This is a genomic window from Idiomarina sp. H2 (genome assembly GCF_004364275.1).
GTDB classification, from domain to species: Bacteria; Pseudomonadota; Gammaproteobacteria; order Enterobacterales; family Alteromonadaceae; genus Idiomarina; species Idiomarina loihiensis.
The window spans coordinates 102,565-122,259 of the sequence record NZ_SNZY01000002.1; the positions used below are offsets into that span (position 1 = coordinate 102,565).

General features: G+C 47.8%; 15 protein-coding genes. 10 read left to right on the forward strand and 5 right to left on the reverse strand.

Going from position 1 to position 19,695, the window contains the following annotated elements:
• Positions 1–171: 171 nt before the first annotated feature.
• Complete coding sequence (nrdD, locus tag DET62_RS02715) at positions 172–2,010, reverse strand: anaerobic ribonucleoside-triphosphate reductase (RefSeq protein ID WP_110012994.1); 1,839 nt, start codon at positions 2,008–2,010, stop codon at positions 172–174.
• Positions 2,011–2,012: 2 nt separating this feature from the next.
• Positions 2,013–2,486: an anaerobic ribonucleoside-triphosphate reductase activating protein gene (gene nrdG / locus DET62_RS02720; RefSeq protein ID WP_110012993.1), complete on the reverse strand. Its 474-nt coding sequence runs from the start codon at positions 2,484–2,486 to the stop codon at positions 2,013–2,015.
• A gap of 371 nt (positions 2,487–2,857) precedes the next feature.
• Between nrdG and DET62_RS02725 the strand changes: the two genes are divergently transcribed.
• The 3 genes from DET62_RS02725 to DET62_RS02735 all read left to right on the forward strand — a co-directional run bounded on the left by DET62_RS02725 (position 2,858) and on the right by DET62_RS02735 (position 7,320).
• Positions 2,858–5,098, forward strand: coding sequence for a nitric-oxide reductase large subunit (locus DET62_RS02725; RefSeq protein ID WP_110012992.1), 2,241 nt, complete (start codon positions 2,858–2,860; stop codon positions 5,096–5,098).
• 75 nt (positions 5,099–5,173) lie between these two features.
• Positions 5,174–5,449, forward strand: a complete 276-nt coding sequence (locus DET62_RS02730) for a hypothetical protein (protein WP_110012991.1) — start codon at positions 5,174–5,176, stop codon at positions 5,447–5,449.
• A gap of 74 nt (positions 5,450–5,523) precedes the next feature.
• Positions 5,524–7,320, forward strand: coding sequence for an ATP-binding protein (locus DET62_RS02735; protein WP_110012990.1), 1,797 nt, complete (start codon positions 5,524–5,526; stop codon positions 7,318–7,320).
• Between the two features lie 21 nt (positions 7,321–7,341).
• Here the strand turns inward: DET62_RS02735 and DET62_RS02740 are convergent, their stop codons facing one another.
• Complete coding sequence (locus DET62_RS02740) at positions 7,342–8,646, reverse strand: nitrate/nitrite transporter (RefSeq protein WP_227016371.1); 1,305 nt, start codon at positions 8,644–8,646, stop codon at positions 7,342–7,344.
• Positions 8,647–8,894: 248 nt separating this feature from the next.
• On the opposite strand from DET62_RS02740, the gene narL reads away from it, so the two are divergent.
• The 7 genes from narL to DET62_RS02775 all read left to right on the forward strand — a co-directional run bounded on the left by narL (position 8,895) and on the right by DET62_RS02775 (position 16,351).
• The gene (narL, locus tag DET62_RS02745; protein ID WP_011233445.1) at positions 8,895–9,554 is read left to right on the forward strand and encodes a two-component system response regulator NarL; all 660 of its coding nucleotides are present in this window, start codon (positions 8,895–8,897) and stop codon (positions 9,552–9,554) included.
• A 137-nt stretch (positions 9,555–9,691) separates the two neighbouring features.
• Positions 9,692–10,990 (forward strand): tRNA 5-hydroxyuridine modification protein YegQ, encoded by a 1,299-nt coding sequence (gene yegQ, locus DET62_RS02750; protein ID WP_110012988.1) that lies wholly within the window; start codon positions 9,692–9,694, stop codon positions 10,988–10,990.
• Complete coding sequence (locus tag DET62_RS02755; protein ID WP_011233443.1) at positions 10,987–11,184, forward strand: YfhL family 4Fe-4S dicluster ferredoxin; 198 nt, start codon at positions 10,987–10,989, stop codon at positions 11,182–11,184. Before yegQ ends, DET62_RS02755 begins: the two co-directional genes overlap by 4 nt.
• A gap of 118 nt (positions 11,185–11,302) precedes the next feature.
• The gene (locus DET62_RS02760) at positions 11,303–11,959 is read left to right on the forward strand and encodes a helix-turn-helix domain-containing protein (RefSeq protein ID WP_016341254.1); all 657 of its coding nucleotides are present in this window, start codon (positions 11,303–11,305) and stop codon (positions 11,957–11,959) included.
• 20 nt (positions 11,960–11,979) lie between these two features.
• Positions 11,980–13,152: an acyl-CoA dehydrogenase gene (locus tag DET62_RS02765; RefSeq protein WP_110012987.1), complete on the forward strand. Its 1,173-nt coding sequence runs from the start codon at positions 11,980–11,982 to the stop codon at positions 13,150–13,152.
• Between the two features lie 14 nt (positions 13,153–13,166).
• Positions 13,167–15,353 (forward strand): thiamine pyrophosphate-dependent enzyme, encoded by a 2,187-nt coding sequence (locus DET62_RS02770; protein WP_110012986.1) that lies wholly within the window; start codon positions 13,167–13,169, stop codon positions 15,351–15,353.
• Entirely contained in the window at positions 15,350–16,351 is a 1,002-nt protein-coding gene (locus DET62_RS02775; RefSeq protein ID WP_110012985.1) for a malonyl CoA-ACP transacylase, read from the forward strand. The genes DET62_RS02770 and DET62_RS02775 overlap by 4 nt, the downstream gene beginning before the upstream one ends.
• A 5-nt stretch (positions 16,352–16,356) precedes the next feature.
• On the opposite strand, the gene DET62_RS02780 is transcribed toward DET62_RS02775, so the two are convergent.
• Both DET62_RS02780 and deoD read right to left on the reverse strand, forming a co-directional pair.
• Positions 16,357–18,792 carry a bacteriohemerythrin gene (locus DET62_RS02780; RefSeq protein WP_227016372.1) on the reverse strand — a complete coding sequence of 812 codons (2,436 nt, stop codon included), beginning with the start codon at positions 18,790–18,792 and terminating at the stop codon, positions 16,357–16,359.
• A 118-nt stretch (positions 18,793–18,910) separates the two neighbouring features.
• Positions 18,911–19,621 carry a purine-nucleoside phosphorylase gene (gene deoD / locus DET62_RS02785; RefSeq protein ID WP_110012983.1) on the reverse strand — a complete coding sequence of 237 codons (711 nt, stop codon included), beginning with the start codon at positions 19,619–19,621 and terminating at the stop codon, positions 18,911–18,913.
• Positions 19,622–19,695 lie beyond the last annotated feature (74 nt).

The window sequence follows — 19,695 nt, forward strand, 5'->3', positions numbered from 1 at the left end:
CAGAACCAAAATATAAACTGCACCAACTCTCCTTGTTGGTTGGTGGTTAAGAATGAAAGTGTTTGATTATTCCGGCAGGAATTTTCGCGCGGAGATTACCACAAAACTCGAATTCTGAGAGCTACAGAAAGAGGGAAAACTCATCCCTCTCTGTAATCATTTTGTGCCAGTTTAGCTTGCTCGGCGCAATACCCTATTCGATTGTGCCGCACCCACAGCAACCTCTGCAGGCTGCTTGCGATGATAATGACGCAAATGGTGCTCTTTTCGACGGCCTGCACTAAAAGCAGACACTCGTTTTAAGTAACCAATAACCCGGGTTCCGTAGTCAATGTCCTCAGAGCCACAGCTGGAACATTCGCTTAAGGTGCGTTTATCAATCTGCTCGCAGGCGTTACAAATGGTAATTTTGACGTTAATGCAGAAGTAATTACAGCCCGTTTTCGCGGCAATATTGAGTAACGACAAATAGCCTGAGGTGTTGAGCTTTTCATCAAGGTTCAAATGCAATGCCGAACCGCCATCCAGGTATTCAATCAATTCTTTTCCGTGAAGAACCAGTTTATCCAGCGCATTGGCCTCTTCGTCTTCCACCGCATAAAAATAAGAGTTGTAGCAGTCACGGGTCACTTTATAGCCGTCAGCTCTGTCCCACTTAGCGTTTTTCACACCCAGGTTTTCTGCTGGCACAAACTCAGTGTTGAACATATAACCGTATTCTTTTTTCGCCGCTTTATTGGCGTCGTAAATCACTTTTAAATGGCTTTGTACAAAGTCTTTATAGGCCTCGTTGTTTCCCGCAGTAATGCCCTGAGATTCAGCCGCTTCAACCATGCCGTTAATACCAATAGTCAAAAACTGCTTGTCCAGGGTAATAAAACCCGCGTCGTACACGGTTAACAGGCCCGCTTCTTTGTACTCTTCCATCAGCTTTCTGTAAGCCACTTGATATTTATGAATTTTGCTGACTTCTTCCTCTAAATCTCTGCCATCCTGCACCAAACGGTTCATGTTCATGGTTATGACATTAATAGAGCCTGTCGCGACACCACCTGCACCCAGAGTATAAGAAAAGGTATTATCGCTAATTTCACTACGTAGCCGGCAACAGGACGCTAACGAGTCGGCATTGTCGGACAAGTAGACAAAGAAGGAATTTCCGCCTGCCATTTCTCCAGCAATTTTTTCGGCAAATGCCTGATCTTTGCATTGTCCCTTGTCGGTTAACATGGCCACCGTCACCACAGGGAAGGTCAAAATGGTCTTTTCCCGTTCCTTGTTAAACCAGTCCAGGAAGAAATCCTGTAGTGCGCTAACCGAGCTCCACTCTGGCTTAGTGAAGTCCGCAGGGAAAACAAACTCACCAAACATACTGTCAAAGTAATGCTGGTCGTAAATTGAGATGTTCCAGAACACACTCTGGTAGCCGCGTGCTGCCGCAGGCTGATTCAGCGCATACACCACGTGCTGCAGATGGTTTTCAATCTGGTGACGATGGGTATTTAAATAATCGTCGCCGTAGTCTTTACGGGCAAAGTAATCAAAGTAAGTTAAGAACTCGACCGTGGCAACGGCTCCGGCAAACTGCGAACTCACGGCAAAAACGAAGTTAACAAAGGTACCGCAAAACGATTCCAGGTGCCTGGGTGCCTGAGATTCGCCACCCAGCTTAGTTAAGCCGTCACGTAAAAACGGATACATAGTGACTGAAACACAGTAAGGTTTGAGGCTGGTTTCGTCATGTACGTATATTTCATGATCTTCAATTTGTCGAACGTACTCTTTTGCCAGCTCGTTACCAAAAAGCTCACTGATTTTATTGCTGACTTGCTTGCGGTTAACCTGCACAAAAAAGTCTTTCATTAACTCAGCTTCAAGCGTTGCTATATTCTTTTGTGTGACGTTGGCGTTTGCATCCATTTTCGAGCCATCAGCCGCGTTTTGAGCATGCAGATACTCGTGAATGAAATCGACTTTGCCAGTGACTTGTTCCTCGTTTAAGCGCAACATAATTATTCTCCTGTTTGAAACTTGCAGTTCAATAACTGCTGGGTCCGTAAATCATAAAAGCGTTGGTTGGTGGTTGGGCTTTCCAGCCCGCCCCGGGCAGCAATCCACGGCCCGGTTTTTAAGTAAGTCAGTTGTTCGCGAAGGGCCAGAGTGACGTTTTCATAGCCGGTATACAGGCAGGTTTCCAGCCCTTCGTTTCGTACTTGCTTTAATAGTTTCAGTAGTGCTGTGGGCTGCCATTCGCCGCCCAGAAAGAGAACGCAGCTAATTAACCCACGGTATTTTTGCAGCTGCTGTGCCAGATGTTCCTGCGTTAAAGGCGACCCGCTTCCCACCGGCCAGCTATCCACACTGTGGCAGCCTTTACAGCCAACCGGGCAGCCGGTAATGGTGTAAGCCAAGGCCACTTCTCCGGGAACCTCCTGCCAGACAATTTGCTCCGCGCTGTAATGTAGCCTTGTAGGGTAAATCGCCATAAAACACCATATATTGTTATTAATATAAAAATAATCACTACATATTGTGCTTCAGCATAGTTAAGTCTGTTTCGGGCGCATTGATCACGCTCAAGATTTAAGCAAGAAGGAAAAAATGACCGGAGCCACAAAGAGATACCCATTAAAGGGTAGAAATAACCTTTCGGGTACTTTTAACCATAAAAGTAAAAACAACCTAATAAACTTAAGTCATAAATACCCTTTTAGAATTAAATCCCTTATTTATCAGTTGATTAAACTATGGCCTTAATATTGCACTTAGGTGAATGCATAGCGAATTAATAAAAATTCTCTGCTCATAAACCTATGGAGTAACAATATGAAGCTGTTCAGCATCAAGGAGGTCAATTATGGCCGGTTATCGTAAGCTTTGGTGGACGCTAATTGCAGTTCTCGCAATTACTTTTGGACTTTTAGGGTACTTCGGAACGGAAGTTTACCGGGAAGCTCCGCCTATTCCGGATAAGTTCATGAGTACCAATGGCAAAGTCATTGCAACCGAAGAGTCTGTTTTAGACGGGCAAACCGCCTGGCAGTCTGTTGGTGGCATGCAGCTGGGTTCCATTTGGGGGCACGGTGCTTATCAGGCGCCCGACTGGACAGCTGACTGGCTACACCGCGAACTTCTGGCCTGGCTGGACATTCGCGCCAACGAAGTCTTTGGTAAACCCTACGAACAGCTTGAGGGTTCACAGCAAAATCAACTTGAATACGAGCTAAAAGAAGAGTATCGGACCAATACTTACGATAAAGCTTCAGATACCGTTATTCTAAGTTCACGACGCATTAAGGCCATTGAGCAAACCGGCGAGTATTACTCAAAACTGTTCAGCGATGACCCGGAGCTGCGCCCTACCCGCGTTAACTACGCCATGAAAGAAAATACGCTTCCTTCAGAAGCACGTCGTGCGGTAATGAACGACTTTTTCTTCTGGACAGCATGGGCCGCGTCGACAGAACGTTTTGACTCAGATATTACTTATACCAACAACTGGCCACATGAGACTCTGATAGACAATGTGCCGAGCGCGGAAAATATTATCTGGTCTATTGTCAGCGTTATTCTCTTAATTGCCGGTGTTGGCTTCTTAATCTGGGCATGGGCGTTTTTACGTCAACACGACGAAGAAGACCCTGTTGCTCCAGAACATGATCCGATAGCCAAAATTAAGCTCACGCCCTCACAAAAAGCCTTAGGTAAATACCTTTTTATTGTGGTCGCGCTGTTCTCGCTACAAGTTTTACTGGGTGGCTTAACCGCACACTACACAGTCGAAGGACAGGAGTTCTACGGCATTAATATTTCCGAGTGGTTCCCCTACTCACTAACCCGTACCTGGCACATTCAGGCTGCCATGTTCTGGATAGCAACCGGGTTCCTGGCTGCTGGCCTCTTCCTGGCGCCGATTATTAATGGCGGTAAAGATCCTAAGTATCAGAAACTGGGTGTCGATATCCTGTTCTGGGCACTGGTTCTGGTTGTCGCAGGTACCTTTATCGGTAACTGGTTAGCCATTGCGCAAATCATGCCGGAGCACCTGAACTTCTGGTTAGGCCATCAGGGCTACGAATACGTCGACTTAGGTCGCCTATGGCAAATTGGTAAGTTCCTCGGTATCGTTTTCTGGCTGGTACTGATGATGCGTTGTGTTGTCGGCGCATTCAAAGTCAAAGGCGATAAGAACTTACTGGCATTATTTACCGCTTCAGTTGTTGCCATTGGCCTATTCTATGGCGCTGGCTTCTTCTACGGCGAACGTACTCACATTTCTATCATGGAATACTGGCGCTGGTGGATTGTTCACCTGTGGGTAGAAGGTTTCTTCGAAGTATTCGCAACGGCGTCACTGGCCTTCATTTTCCACAGCATGGGCTTAGTTTCCCGCCGCATGGCAACCGTGGCTGCGTTAGCTTCCGCGTCGCTGTTTATGCTCGGAGGTGTACCAGGTACGTTCCACCACTTGTACTTTGCCGGTACAACCACTCCGGTCATGGCCGTGGGTGCAACGTTCTCAGCATTAGAAGTGGTGCCACTGATTGTTCTGGGCTATGAAGCCTGGGAGAACTACAGCCTGCAAAAACGCGCAACCTGGATGCAACGCATTAAGTGGCCACTATTGTGCTTCGTTGCAGTTGCTTTCTGGAACATGCTGGGCGCAGGTGTACTCGGCTTTATGATCAACCCACCTATTTCGCTGTACTATGTGCAAGGCTTGAACACTACGCCAACTCACGCACATGCAGCTTTATTTGGTGTGTACGGATTCCTGGCGCTTGGTTTCGTGCTGTTGATTCTGCGCTACATTCGCCCGAACCTGCAGTTCGATGAAAAACTGATGAAAATGGCGTTCTGGACCATGAACATTGGCTTAGCACTAATGCTCTTCACCAGCTTGTTGCCTGTCGGCTTTATCCAGTTCTACGCCGCTGCCAGCGAAGGCTTGTGGTATGCGCGCAGTGAAGCCTTTATGCAGCAACCGCTATTACAGAACCTACGCTGGTTCCGTACGGTTGGCGACATGGTCTTCATCGTGGGTGCGTTAGGCATCAGCTGGCAAGTTGTAAAAGGCCTAAAACACAAATCTGATTAACCCTTAATAAACCAGGCTTCTGCAATCGTTGCAGAAGCCTGGCTTTTCTTTTGTGAGGCGTTTACTGGAGGATGTATGAGCCGCAAACCCGATACCAAAACCGCGATGTATCAATTACTCGATGTCATTCGTAAGCATATTCCTTTTGGCTTAAAAGAAGCCGATATGTGCCAGGGTATTTGTCGTGGCTGCTCTAAAAAAATGATGGAAATGCTGGATGCTGAAGTCAGCCAATGGCGGGCCGACCTGGACAACGAACTGGCAGAGCCAACCTTAGCGGACTTAGTTTTTATGGAGAAGTTAGCGCGCCGAACCGAGAAAGTTCTTCACCGCAATAACCTGATGAATTAATCCGCACTTATTTGTTCCACTCTTTCGAAATGCTATATCATGTACCGGAACTTTCGCTCAGGACGTCGCCCGGAATGATACGCAACGCTTCTATAATTAATGTCTTCAGAGTATCACTTGCGCTTATCGTAATTGTTGCCAGCGCCTCTTCTCTATCTGCATTCTGGCTTTTGGAAAAATCGGAGCAGGACGCGGAGCTGATTAACGTTGCGGGCTCACACCGGATGAAAGCCTATAAGTTTGCGCTGCAGCTATCTAGCGGCAAGAAAGTTCCAGCCAGCGAAACGGCGCAGGAAATAGACACTCTCTGGGAACAACCTTTACTTCATCGTCACTTCGTAAAAGCTGGCGGTAGCATTCAACAGCTGGCCAAAGACGCCAGAACCGAATGGCAGCGGGTACACTCAGAAATAGCAGAGCAGGATTTTGCTCGCTTTTCTCAGCAACAAAGTAACGCCATAGACAACTATGTGAATCAGCTGGACACTCTGGTTGGCCAGCTACAAGAGCATTCAGAAAGACGAATGGAGACGGTTCGTAGCTCGCTGGCTTTAGCCTCATTTTTTATCGTTGCCATATTTTTCTTTTTACTTACCGTGCTAAAACGGAAAATCAACCAACCGCTTCGACACCTGCTGGCGGTTTCCAAACGTTTGGGTCAGGGCGACTTTACCGCTAAGTCAAAAATCGATAACGAAGATGAAATAGGCCAGCTGTCCCGCACAATGAACAAAATGTCGGAAACCGTCAGCTACTTTTATGGTGGTCTTGAACGCCGGGTAGAGCAACAAACTCAGGAACTGTCGCGCAAAAACAAGGTGTTGTCCTTTCTGTACGATACCGCCCGCTCCATTATCGTGCACAGTTATGACTACAATAATTACCAGCAAGTTATCGAAAAGCTGTACGAAATTGGAGAAGTGGATGACATTGAGTTATGTCTGTTAACGGAAGAAGGCAATCGCCCGTTTTTGCAACTGCAACCGCGTCCCAATTCACACGAACCCTGTGAGGCCGGTGACTGCGCTACCTGCCTTAAAGCAGGCCCTGGTGCTTCGGTAATAGAAGACAAACTGGTTTATCGCTTTGTGCTAAAACGGGAAGATCAAAACTACGGTGTATTAATTGTTCGCTGCGAACAGGGACAGCCTCTGGCTACCTGGCAACAGCAATTGATGAGCTCTACAGCTGACCAGCTTGCCTTATCGCAAAGCCTGAAATCTGAGGAAGAGCAAGTGCGCCGGCTGGCACTAATGCACGAGCGTACCGTTATAGCCCGCGAGCTGCACGACTCACTGGCACAGGCTTTGTCCTACTTAAAAATTCAGGTTACGCGGCTACACAAAGGCATTGAAAAGAACGATCGCGCCACGATAGATGATGTCAGTAGCGAACTGAGAGAAGGCCTAAACTCAGCCTACCGACAGTTGCGGGAGTTGCTAACGACCTTCCGCTTAAAAGTGGATGGTTCAGGCCTTTACAGCGCATTGCAGACGACGGTTAAACAGTTAACCGAACAAAGTAATATGGTTGTCCATCTGGATTACCGTCTTAACAACATTCCGCTGGTACCTCATGAAGAAATCCATTTACTGCAAATTATTCGTGAAGCCAGTCAGAATGCGGTCAACCATAGTCAGGGGAGCGAAGTACACATTAGCCTATCGCAGCCCAGTGGACAGGACGTGGAACTTAAAATTACTGACGATGGCATCGGTTTACCTGAGAATGCGGAGAAGGTTAATCATTACGGGTTAGCCATTATGCAGGAACGCAGTCGTAATCTTGGTGGTGAAATAAAAATCTCAAGACTGGAAAGCGGCGGCACGGAAGTTTGCTTCACCTTTACACCGGACTATTTGCTGCAATAGTGAAAGACACCGTCCACACTCTTAAGGGTTATAGAACTGGCCGCGTCGGCGCAAATAGACAAAACCGTTTAACAAGAGCCCGATAACATAGAAAACAATGAAGTCGATATAAACGGTGTCCATGTTTTGCGACTGCAAAGCCCAGGCAAAGCGCAAGGGCAAATAAACCGCACCCAGCATAGCGATAGTGCCCGCCCAAATTAACACTCTGTGAGTATAAGTTCTGGGAAAGACTTTGGTCATACTGACAACGACTGAACCGTTCCCCAAGGCGCTGGTAAAAATCAGTCCCAGCATGCTGATGAAGAAAGGCTCAAAGTAGAGTTCAGTGGCACCATGTTGAGCAAAATACATGTAGCGGCCAGCCAAAGCCCCGAATATCATCATCAACAACAGACTCACTTGCGTTATCAGAGCGCCACCAAAAATAGTCGCCAGCCAACGTCCGAAAGGCCTGGCTAACAGAGCAATAAAAGGCCCCATCCAAACCAGAATTAAGGTGCTGTAACCAAACACAAATTCCAGCATCAGTGGCAATGCCATAGTAAAGCCAATAAAGCTACCAAACGTCATGTTGTACAGAATACTGCAATACCAAACGTGCCCATTGTGAGCCAGCAGCTTTCTTAAAGTGACTTTGGGTAATGACTGTTTGTGGTTTGACAATAAAGCAGCCGCGGCGCTCAAAATGGCTGTCAGGCCAAAAAGAATCGCCCAGACAAAACTGAAATTGTTTAGCAAAATAGTCTGGCCAGCCTCGATGCGAGCGAAAAAATGACCACTGCTGCGCTCGAGTATGAGAGCGGAATCTACCGCAGCTAACTGCCAGGTAGCCAGCAGAGGCACAACCAGCTGAGCTAAAAACAGAGAGAATATCATCATGCCGATAACCAGGCTCATGGACAACGGCAAGGGGATCATGACCTTTGACTGGCGGGTTAAGTCGAATGCAGGCGCAAACATCATGCAGCCCATGCCTGACCCCGCAGCTAAAGCAACCAATATAGGATAGCTCAGCTGCACAGCTGAAAATTGCACAAAACTGATAATACTCATTAGCAGCATAAGCGTGGCAATAACTGTAGGCATCCATCGTCCGAGGATATTGACTAGCAAAGTTCCTAACAACTTGGACACAGCACCGCTTGCCCCAGCAATAGCGACTAATGACAGCAACTGAACCGGGCTTAAGTTAAGGTTTGATTTTGCCAGTAATACAACGATAACGCTCCAGCTTGCCCAAAATGTGACACCAAGCAATAACACACTCAGCGTTAACCCACGGGAAAGCGCGCGAGAACCGAGGTAATCACGAACATCGCTCATTGTATTCGCTTGCGAAACTTTACCCATAACATTGCAATTCGTTGTCATATTCACAGAGTAAGGACTTTGCAACTATGAGGGTTTGGATACAACTCACATCAAGAGTTAGTTTTAGGTTTATTATGGAGTAAGCAGCTACCTCTTTCGGAGTAGAATTTTATTCAGAAGTGTAAGTAATGCTTGTCTGCGGTGAATTTGTGCACAAGCTATGTCAAACTAACCAGGTTAAATTTATAAGGGAGAACACTATGACAACCGAAGCGGCCAGCATTATGCTCGTGGATGATCATCCACTACTGCGTAAAGGATTAAAGCAGTTGATTGCGATGGAAGATGACATGACCGTTGTCGCAGAGGCCAGTAATGGCCCGGACGCCTTGCTGCTAGCAGTAGAGCACGACCCTGACTTAATCGTTCTGGATTTGAACATGCAGGGTATGGATGGCATAGAAACTCTGAAGAGACTCCGCGACTCAGGAGTCACCTCGCGGATCATCATGTTAACAGTGAGTGATGCTGATGATGATGTGGTTGCGGCAATTACCAATGGTGCTGACGGTTACCTGCTAAAAGACATGGAACCCGAACTGCTGTTGGAACAGATTCATCGCGCCGTTACCGGCAAAATGGTTTTAAGCGAAGCCATTACCGAAATACTGGCGACCGCACTGCGCCAACCAACGCAGTCAACCACTTCTCAATTGAGTAACTTAACCAATCGCGAGCACGAGATTTTAAGCTTAATTGCCAAAGGCATGAGTAATAAAGTCATTGCCCGCGAACTGGATATTTCAGATGGCACAGTTAAAGTGCACGTAAAACACTTATTAAAGAAACTGGGGCTACGCTCCCGGGTTGAGGCCGCCGTATGGATGGTCAACCTACAGGGTAATAAAGCGCCTCAATAAGGACCGATAATAATCGCCCGTAATCGCGAGGGTAATCTGCCAACACCTACCCTCGCTACCTCTCCTTGATTTGCGTCAAGCTGCCAATTCCCCGATTCTGCTATTCTTCACCGTTAATTTGGTGATACAGGTGTTTTATGTCAGCCGCAGATTTCCGTCCTGAGTTACTTTGTCCCGCCGGTAGCCCTGAAGCTATGCGTATGGCTTTTGCTTACGGTGCAGATGCCGTTTATGCTGGCGAACCTCGCTATAGCCTGCGGGTACGCAATAACAGCTTTACCCTGGAAAACTTAGGCGAATGCATTAACGAAGCTCATAAGCAGGGAAAGCGTTTTTATGTTGTAGTCAATATTGCGCCGCACAACGCCAAGCTGGCCCGTTTTGTTGAACACATTTGCACCATTGTCGACATGAAGCCAGATGCCTTAATTGTGTCTGACCCCGGCGTGGTTATGTTGCTTCAACAGTACTTTCCCGACCAACCTCTACACTTATCGGTCCAGGCCAACACGGTCAACTGGGCTGCACTTCAGTTCTGGCAACAACAAGGCATTGAGCGAGTTATTTTGTCGCGCGAACTGGGACTCAAAGAAATTGCTGAAATGCGCAAGCAAGTTCCTGACATGGAAGTTGAAGTATTTGTACACGGCGCACTCTGCATGGCCTACTCCGGGCGCTGCCTGCTATCTGGTTATATGAACAAGCGCGACCCAAACCAAGGCGCCTGCACCAATGCCTGTCGCTGGGGGTATGAGGTGCATGAAGCAAAGGAAAACGCTGTGGGTCAATATGAACCGGTACTGCTTGGTGACCCGAAGCGTCCACAGGATTTAATGTTGCTGGATGAGGACATACACGGCTCCTACATCATGAACTCGAAGGATTTACGCGCGGTTGAATATGTAAAGGACTTAGTTGAGATGGGTGTGCATTCTTTAAAAATTGAAGGCCGCACTAAGTCAGACTATTACATTGCCAGAACAGCTCAGGTTTATCGGCGCGCAATTGACGACGCCGTGGCCGGTAAGCCTTTTAATAACGAGCTGCTTAGCGAACTGGAAAGTATGGCAAACCGTGGGTTTACCGCAGGTTTCTTACAACGCCATACGCCACAAGACTTGCAGAATTATGAACGCTCGCACAGCGAAGGCGAGCATATTCTGGTCGGGCAACTGGCAGCAGCAACCGCCGACAAAACCTTATATGAGGTTGAGGTGAAAAATGGCTTTTCTATTGGTGATGAACTGCTGCTGATGACACCCAAAGGTAATTATCCGTTTCAATTGGCACGCATGGAGTCGCTTAAAGACGAGGCCATGATCCGCGCGCCCGGTTCCGGTTATCAAGTGAAACTGCAGACACCGGTTAGCATCGAGAAGAACGATATTCCCTTTTGTTTTCTGATAAAAGAAGCAACCGTGAGGAAAGTAGCATGATTGTCATTAACGATGGCTGTATTAACTGCGATGTTTGCGAACCCGAATGCCCAACCGAAGCGATTTCAATGGGCGACAGCATTTACGAGATAAATCAGGATAAGTGCGTAGAGTGTGAAGGCTATTACGATACACCGAACTGCTACGCGGTATGTCCGGTAGAGGCTGTCGATATTCTACAAGATAAGGGGTAACTCTCATCTCTCTTTAGAGGTAGATAAATTTGCTGGAGGGTTTTGTATAGTGAACCAGATCAATAATTCAGCAGATGAGATGACTATGCGTACCCCAATTCAATGTAGCCAATGCAGCATGCAATCAATTTGCGTTCCCGCCGGTTTAGTGCCAACCGATGTCGAAATTCTTGATAAATGCAGCCGCGAACCGCACCTTTTTAACAAGCGTAATGTTGTTTTTAGTGAAGGGCAAAAACTCAATTCAGTTTTCGCAATAAAAAGCGGCTCGGTGAAGTGCTACACCATTGACAGCAATGGTAAGCAGCAAATTACCAGCTTTCATATGGTTGGCGACATTGTCGGTCTTGAGAGCTTAGCCAGCGGTTCAGCAGCTACATATTGTGAGACCATGGAAACCTCTATGCTGTGTGAAATTAGACTGAGCAAATTATTTGCGCAGGAACTTCCTAAAGTTGAAAGTAACCTTCTGCAGCTTATGAGTCGACGCTTAGCAAATTGCAGCAAACATTACTTAAACGTTGTTAATACCAGTGCTGAACAGAAAGTTGTGGCCTTTTTACTTTCAATAAGCACGCACATGCATCAACATGGATTGTCCCGCAGTGAGTACCGATTGCCAATGACACGCACGGATATTGCTAATTATCTGGGCCTGGCTGTTGAAACTGTCAGCCGTATTTTCACTGCCCTGAAAGAACAGCAGCTGATTAACACCGAGCAATCCATTCTCACTATTAATGACTTTACGGCTCTGGAAAGCCGAGTCGCTTAGTACTTTTTTCAGGAGGTTACATGTCATCCGCTGGTTTCAATTGGTCCGATCCGCTCAACTGGCAAAATGCTTTGTCAGATGAAGAAAAAATGATTCAGGAAAGCGCTCATCAGTACGCTCAGGAAAAGTTGATGCCTCGCGTACTGGAGGCCAACCGCAACGAGAACTTTGATCGCCAGATTATGAACGAACTGGGTGAGATGGGGCTACTCGGCGCGACCTTACCGGAAGAATATGGCGGCAGCGGTGTGAACCATGTTAGCTATGGCCTTATTGCGCGAGAAATTGAACGTGTCGACAGCGGCTACCGCAGTGCTATGAGTGTGCAATCCTCTTTGGTTATGCATCCTATTTACACCTTTGGTACCGAGGCTCAGCGCAAGAAATACTTACCTAAATTAGCCAGCGGTGAATGGGTTGGGTGTTTCGGCTTAACAGAACCCGATTCCGGCTCTGACCCCGCCAGTATGCGCACCACCGCCAAGCGCACGGACAACGGTTATGTGTTGTCTGGCTCTAAAATGTGGATAACCAACTCGCCTATCGCCGATGTGTTTGTCGTCTGGGCAAAACTCGACGGCGAGATTCGCGGTTTTGTACTGGAAAAAGGCATGAAAGGCCTGAGCGCCCCCAAAATCGACGGTAAGTTCTCGCTACGTGCGTCTATTACCGGCGAAATTGTTATGGATGGCGTTGAGGTGTCTGAAGACCACATTTTTCCGGAAGTTAAAGGCTTAAAAGGCCCGTTTAGTTGCCTGAATAAAGCTCGCTACGGCATTGCCTGGGGCTCGCTCGGCGCAGCAGAGTTCTGCTGGCACGCAGCACGACAATATACGTTAGAACGCAGTCAATTTGGTCGCCCGCTGGCAGCAAACCAGTTAATACAGAAAAAACTGGCGGACATGCAGACCGAAATTAGCCTGGGATTATTAGGCTGCCTGCAAGCTGGGCGCGAGCTGGATAAGGGTACACTCAACCCAATAGCCATCTCATTAATTAAGCGCAATAGCTGTGGCAAAGCACTGGATATTGCCCGCCAGGCGCGCGATATGCACGGCGGTAACGGCATTGCCGATGAGTATCACGTTATTCGCCATGTGATGAATTTAGAAGCGGTTAATACCTACGAAGGTACACACGATATTCACGCGTTAATTCTGGGTCGTTCACAGACCGACATTCCTGCGTTTTAGTAGCGAGGCTTACCATGCGTTGCGATATTGAGGGCTGGCAACAGGACTTTATTGAGCGACTGGCGCGGGCAGACTTGCCTGCGCCGCAATCGCGGCACTCAAATTTAAACGACTCAGATCTATTCGCACTTTTTCACAGCCAGGTTCTGAGCCGCTTCATTGATATCGAATCGCGTCGCCTGCAACGCCAGGGCAAAAGCTTTTATACCATTGGTAGCGCAGGACACGAAGGTAACGCCGCAATTGCAGCGGCTTTACGGGTAACCGATCCGGCTTTTCTGCACTATCGCAGCGGCGCATTCTTTCTACAGCGTACCAAGCAGTTAGAAGGCTCGCACTCGTTATATGACCTCATGCTGTCGTTTTGCGCCTCCAGTGAAGATCCTATTTCAGGCGGTCGCCACAAGGTTTTAGGCAGCCGGGCACTCAATATACCGCCACAAACTTCAACCATTGCTTCGCACTTGCCCAAAGCCATGGGTACCGCCTACGCCATTGGACTCAGTAAACGCTTAAAGCAAGCTGGCCAGTGGCCGGATGATGCCATTGTGCTTTGTAACTTTGGCGACGCCTCAGCAAACCACTCCACCGCCGTAGGGACTCTAAATGCCACCGGCTGGAGCGCTTATCAGGGCATGCCGATGCCTATTCTCTATGTGTGTGAAGACAACGGCATTGGTATTTCTACCTCGAATCCCAGAGGATGGACTGCCCAGCAGCTACAAAACTACCCAGCAATACGCTACTACTATGCAGACGGCGCTAATGTCAGTGAAACTTACGCAGTAGCCCGTCAGGCAGCTGAGTATATCAGGCGCACGCGGAAACCCGCTATTTTACATTTGAAGACTCAGCGCTTCTTTGGTCATGCCGGTGCCGATGCAGAAGTTGCCTATCGCAGCAATGAATCGATAGAACAAAGTTTTGAAACTGACGTGCTTTTGCAAAGTGCAGCGCAAGTTATTGAGCGAGGCCTTTGCACCGGCATTCAACTCTCGGAAAAAGCACAATGCTGGTTACAGCGCATTCGTCGGGTGGGCACTGAGGCCTCTGCCCGACCCAGGCTCGAATGCGCAGAGTCGGTCATGGCTTCCATTGTGCCAAAAACTCTGGCCGACGATACTCAGCCGCTAACCAGCACCCAGCAACAGGCGGTATTTGCGTTTGATAAGCGCAACTTTAAGAAACCACAGCCGTTAGGCAAAATGATTAACTGGGCATTGCACGAAATATTGGCGCGATACCAGAACACCGTGGTATTTGGTGAAGATGTTGGCAAAAAAGGTGGGGTATACCACGTGACTCACCACTTGTTCGATCACTTTGGCGCAAATCGTGTGGTGAATACCTTACTGGACGAGCAAAGCATTCTTGGCTTAGCCATGGGCATGGCGCAGCAAGGCTTTCTGCCCATACCAGAAATACAGTTCCTGGCTTACGTACATAATGCCGAAGACCAAATTCGGGGCGAAGCCGCCACTCTACCCTTTTTCTCTAATGGTCAGTACCACAACGGTATGGTCATTCGTATTGCCGGTCTGGCCTACCAGAAAGGCTTTGGCGGACATTTTCACAATGACAATTCCTTCGCCGTATTTCGTGATATTCCGGGCGTTATTGTGATGTGTCCATCAAACGGACACGACGCGGTGCTCATGATGAGACAATCGGTTCAGCTTGCTCACTGCCAAAAACGCTTAGTGATTTTTCTGGAGCCTATTGCGCTTTATATGACCCGCGACTTGCTCGAAGAAGGCGATAAAGGCTGGCTGCATGAGTTTCCGTCAGCTACCGCGCCGCTACCGGCTCTCGGCGAACCCTCCAGTTATGGTGAAGGCAATGAGCTGGTTATCATCACCTATGGCAACGGTTATTACTTAAGTCGGCAGGCGTGCAGCGAACTCGCGCTTGAAAAGCGAATCCGCATTCTTGATTTGCGCTATTTAGTCCCACTGGATATTGAGAAAATTGTGGCAGCCGTTGGCTCGGCGACCCACATTCTGATTGTCGACGAATGCCGTAACCGCGGTTCGTTAAGTGAAGAACTGGTAACCGCTCTGTACGAACATCGGCGTGACTGGCAGCGTGTTGACCGTATTACCGCCAAAGACAGTTTTATTCCTCTGGGTTCAGCCGCTTATAAAGTTCTGCCTGGAAAAGAAGACATTATCCACTATTTACAGGAGCATTTAGGCCAATGAAACAAACTGCCGTTATCGTCTGCCCCGGTCGTGGTGGTTACAACAAACCTGAATTAGGCTCTATTACTGAATGCCATTTGTCACAGCAAAGCCAGCTCATCAATCAATTAGATAAAACCCGCGAAAACGAAGGTTTCATCAGCGTTTCGGAACTCGACCAGAAAAGTAAGTTCGATCACCGTTTGCATTTAAAGCCGGAGAACTCTGCAGCCTTAATTTTTGCTGCCGGTTACGCCGACTTTAAAGCCGTTGACACCGAGCAGTATGACATAGTGGCAGTGACCGGAAACTCTATGGGCTGGTATACCGCTCTGGCCTGTGCCGGTGTGTGGCAGCCGGAAAAAGCAATGTCTATTGTCACCGACATGGCAAAGCGAACTGCCGCTGCCGACGGTGCGCAGCTTATTTACCCCATTATGAACGAGCAGTGGCAACCGGACAAAGCTCGTGAAAAGGCCGTCAGTCAACTGGTAGAACAACACGCCGGAGAGCTGTTTTTATCCATTCGTTACGGCGGCTATGTTCTGCTGGCGGGTACACAGAATGCGGTAACCACTGCCAGTAAAGCACTAGAGCCTGTTGATAACCGCTTTCCTATGATCTTACCCGGCCATGCGGCATTCCATTCACCGTTAATGAAAGAGGCGTCAGATCAGGCTCTTTCCGTGTGGGACAGCAGCCATTTCAGACAACCCGAACTGCCACTCATAGACGGCCGAGGTGTTATTTGGGAGCCGCCCGGCTGCCATTTGGATGCCCTGCAACGCTATACTTTTGGGCACCAGGTGACCGAGTATTACGACTACACCAAAGCCATTACAGTTGCCTTAAGAGAGTTCGCACCGGATAAATTATTACTGCTGGGGCCTGGCAACAGCCTGGGTGGCGCCACTGGACAGAGCCTGGTGGCAGCCAACTGGCGAAACCTTTCCAGTAAAGATGACTTTACCCAGCGACAAGAAAGTGAAGAAGCCCCGGTTATTAGCCTGGGGCTATAAATTCCCTAGTGAATACCTTTGCTGTTGAGATGTCCTTTATAAGCCATATCGCTTTTCATAATGTGGTTCATGAGCCAGGCTTTTACGAACTCCAATAGCTCATCAATCACGTCTTCGTGGCTATCAACCCGGTGTTTGAAGCGCATCACATCCTGCACTAAGTCGCGGTGCTTAAGCTTGTGGTTTTCTAAGTCAGGATAGCCGTTACGCTCCATTAGCAACTCTTCGTAGTTAAAGTGCGTAGCCGTGTAGTTAATTAACGAGTCCACCAGACGCTGTAACGCATGCTGATCACCATCGCGAAGCTTCAGGCGATACAGCTCATTAGCAATGTAAATTAGGCGCTGGTGCTGACGGTTAATTTCTTCAATGCCCACATCCAGCTTCGGCGACCATTCAATGAGTACGTCTTGTTCTGAAAGACGTCGCTCTATCACGTCTTTTTCAATGTAATAGCGGTCGCCGAGAGACTTAATTTCGCCGCCTAAAGTCGTTAATTGAGCTGAGCTTTCTAACGCTTCTTGCGAGCGTTCATCAACAATTCGTGCACTTTCAGAAAGTGAATTAATGTTTTCCTGAATATTTATGGTTACCGCAGACTGCTCTTCCGTTGTGGAGGCTATCTGAATATTCAGGTCGTTAATGACACCAACATTTTCGACAATGTCAGATAATGAACTTGCAGCCCGGTTCGCTTGTTCAACATTTTCGCCCGCCAGGGTTTTATTGCGCTCCATGGTTTGCACTGCATTGTTTGTGTTGGTCTCCAGCCGACCAATGACACTTTGTATTTCGCCAGTGGAAGCCTGTACCCGTTGTGCTAACTGTCTGACTTCATCAGCTACAACCGCAAAGCCCCGACCGGACTCACCGGCTCTGGCGGCTTCAATAGCAGCATTCAGCGCCAGCAAATTAGTCTGGTCGGCAATGTCATTAATGGTCAGTAATATTTTCGAGATAGACTGGCTATCTTCAGATAATGTTTTTATAACACGCTGAGATTCGGACACTTCTTGCTCAAGTCTCTGAATGGCAGTCACCATGGTATGAACAACCTGCTGCCCATTTTTGGCGGATATCAAGGTGTTATCAGCTTCTGTTGCGGCTTTCTGAGTTGACTCTGACACTTCACTTATCGCCGAGGTCATTTGCTCGACTGCCGCAGCTGCGCTTTGCATTTGCGAAGCCTGAGCTCTTGCCCGTTCGGCCAGCTCTTTAATTGCCTGATAATTACCGTTACCCAGCCTGTCCATACCGTCGCTCGACTTACGTATAGCATCCACTGAGTAACTGGTCTCAATAGCGACCGAGTTCAGGTAATGAGTTATTTTCGACAGCTCATCATGCCCCTCTGTCGAGCTCAAACTATTTAAGTCGCCATTTGCCAGCTGTTTGGCCATTTTAATATTGGCAGACACCGCCCGGTAAATTCCTAAATATAAGCTGGTAAATAACAGTAACTGCAATAACAACACACCGACAATCAAAGCCGCGTTGGTCCATATCACCGTATCTAATTTTGTCAGGCGCTGTTCAAGTCTCGAGTGATAAGCCGGAATAACGCTGTCGTAAAAAGCAAATAACGCCCCTGTCGCGGCAGTTCCTTCACGGAAGAAGTCACTGGCCGACATATTGCGTTCCATTAGTTTGCTAGAAGCAGTTTCGCTAAATAATCTTAACTGCTGTTCGGCTGCCTTAGCCTGCATCAACAAGCCCTGGTCGTTAACTTCTTCGGATAAACTCTCGACAACGTCCACAAAGTCGGAAACCTGGTTTTCCAGCACGTAGCTTAAAATGGTGACATCCTGCTGTAATTCGGGGCTTTCCTTTCCGCTTAACCATTGAGCTCCTAATCCCCTTAAGCGACCTCCCTGCTCAACTAACTGCGGCAGCTCTTCAACCGAAAGACGTGCTAAGAACAGGCTTGGTAAATCATTTTCCAGCAGTTGTTGGGAGTTTTTGCCAAGCAGCTTTAACGCACTTTGGACCTTTTCCAAAAGCTCAGTATGCTGATGAAAAGTGTCCGTTGAACCGCTTAAGCCCTGCCATTTACGGCGCAACTCCAGCAATAATGATTCTGGCAGCAAGTGACTTTGGCCGAATTTACTTTGGAGCTCATCCAGAGCACTAAAATGGTGGTTAATGGCTTGTACTGAACGATTTATCTCACTGGAAAACTCACGTTTTTGAGCTTCACTCCCAGTCATTCCCCGGTGCATGGCGATATGCTCTAAAAGCCCTCTTAATTCTGGCCAGTATTGAGCGGCTTCATGCTTTTGTTCAACCTGATGACTTTTTTCCAGTGAGTCATTAACCATCAACGAACTCAGTACAATAACCGGAATAAAGAGTAAAAAACCAATCAAGCTAAATTTTCGTCTAAAACTCAGTAAATTAAATAACTTTTGGACAGGGCGAGTTAACCAATCGAGCCACTTCATAACCACTCCACTACAGACAGAATCTACAACCACAAACGGTTTATTCTGCTCATTCATCGGCATTAGTCACACATAATACAGGGTTGTTGGTTGCCAAGTGGCTTTTGCTTGATCGTGATCAATAAACCAGTAAACTTTCTAATGTCATCTCGGTCATTTCAGTAAAAGCGGTCTGTCTTTCATTAGCCGACAAGCCATTGCCCGTTCTTATTTCATCAGAAACCGTCATAACGGCCAAAGCCTGTTTCTTATGAATAGCCGCTACCGCATAAAGAGCCGCTGCCTCCATATCTAGCGCCAGAACATTCATGGCTTCCAGCCGCGACTCCAGCTTTTTGTCCGGATGGTAGAAACTGTCAGTAGAAAATACATTGCCAACAGCTACACGCTGGTTCTTCTTCTGACAATAACCGACGAACTCACTTAACAGTTTGTAATCTGCAATTGCAGCAAAGTCGTAACCGCCAAACAGCTTTTGGTTCATTGACGAGTCGGTACAGGCGCCCTGGGCAACGACCAGATCACTCAAATTGAGGTTTGCTGATACGGCGCCGCAACTGCCTACCCGCACTAAGCGCTCAACACCGAAATGCTGAAACAACTCTTGCGCGTAGAGTGCACAAGACGGCATCCCCATCCCGGATCCCATCACCGACACGGGTGTACCGCGAAATTGCCCGGTAAATGCCAGCATATTTCGGGTATCACTTATGAGTTCTGCACTGTCCAGATGTGTTTCAGCAATATGTCTTGCCCTTAACGGGTCACCAGGAAACAAGCAAAGTTCAGCAAAATCACCGGCTTTTGCCGAAATGTGTGGTGTGGTCATAGAAGTCGCCTTGTTATTTTTTCATCAAGATAGATGACAACTCAGAAATAATCGACTATATTTCGAATTATTCT

Excerpts from the sequence above, each read along its gene's own strand:
- nrdD (WP_110012994.1), bottom strand. The coding sequence starts at position 2,010 with ATGTTGCGCTTAAACGAGGAACAAGTCACTGGCAAAGTCGATTTCATT.
- nrdG (WP_110012993.1), bottom strand. The coding sequence starts at position 2,486 with ATGGCGATTTACCCTACAAGGCTACATTACAGCGCGGAGCAAATTGTC.
- DET62_RS02725 (WP_110012992.1), top strand. The coding sequence starts at position 2,858 with ATGGCCGGTTATCGTAAGCTTTGGTGGACGCTAATTGCAGTTCTCGCA.
- DET62_RS02730 (WP_110012991.1), top strand. The coding sequence starts at position 5,174 with ATGAGCCGCAAACCCGATACCAAAACCGCGATGTATCAATTACTCGAT.
- DET62_RS02735 (WP_110012990.1), top strand. The coding sequence starts at position 5,524 with ATGATACGCAACGCTTCTATAATTAATGTCTTCAGAGTATCACTTGCG.
- DET62_RS02740 (WP_227016371.1), bottom strand. The coding sequence starts at position 8,646 with ATGAGCGATGTTCGTGATTACCTCGGTTCTCGCGCGCTTTCCCGTGGG.
- narL (WP_011233445.1), top strand. The coding sequence starts at position 8,895 with ATGACAACCGAAGCGGCCAGCATTATGCTCGTGGATGATCATCCACTA.
- yegQ (WP_110012988.1), top strand. The coding sequence starts at position 9,692 with ATGTCAGCCGCAGATTTCCGTCCTGAGTTACTTTGTCCCGCCGGTAGC.
- DET62_RS02755 (WP_011233443.1), top strand. The coding sequence starts at position 10,987 with ATGATTGTCATTAACGATGGCTGTATTAACTGCGATGTTTGCGAACCC.
- DET62_RS02760 (WP_016341254.1), top strand. The coding sequence starts at position 11,303 with ATGCAATCAATTTGCGTTCCCGCCGGTTTAGTGCCAACCGATGTCGAA.
- DET62_RS02765 (WP_110012987.1), top strand. The coding sequence starts at position 11,980 with ATGTCATCCGCTGGTTTCAATTGGTCCGATCCGCTCAACTGGCAAAAT.
- DET62_RS02770 (WP_110012986.1), top strand. The coding sequence starts at position 13,167 with ATGCGTTGCGATATTGAGGGCTGGCAACAGGACTTTATTGAGCGACTG.
- DET62_RS02775 (WP_110012985.1), top strand. The coding sequence starts at position 15,350 with ATGAAACAAACTGCCGTTATCGTCTGCCCCGGTCGTGGTGGTTACAAC.
- DET62_RS02780 (WP_227016372.1), bottom strand. The coding sequence starts at position 18,792 with ATGAAGTGGCTCGATTGGTTAACTCGCCCTGTCCAAAAGTTATTTAAT.
- deoD (WP_110012983.1), bottom strand. The coding sequence starts at position 19,621 with ATGACCACACCACACATTTCGGCAAAAGCCGGTGATTTTGCTGAACTT.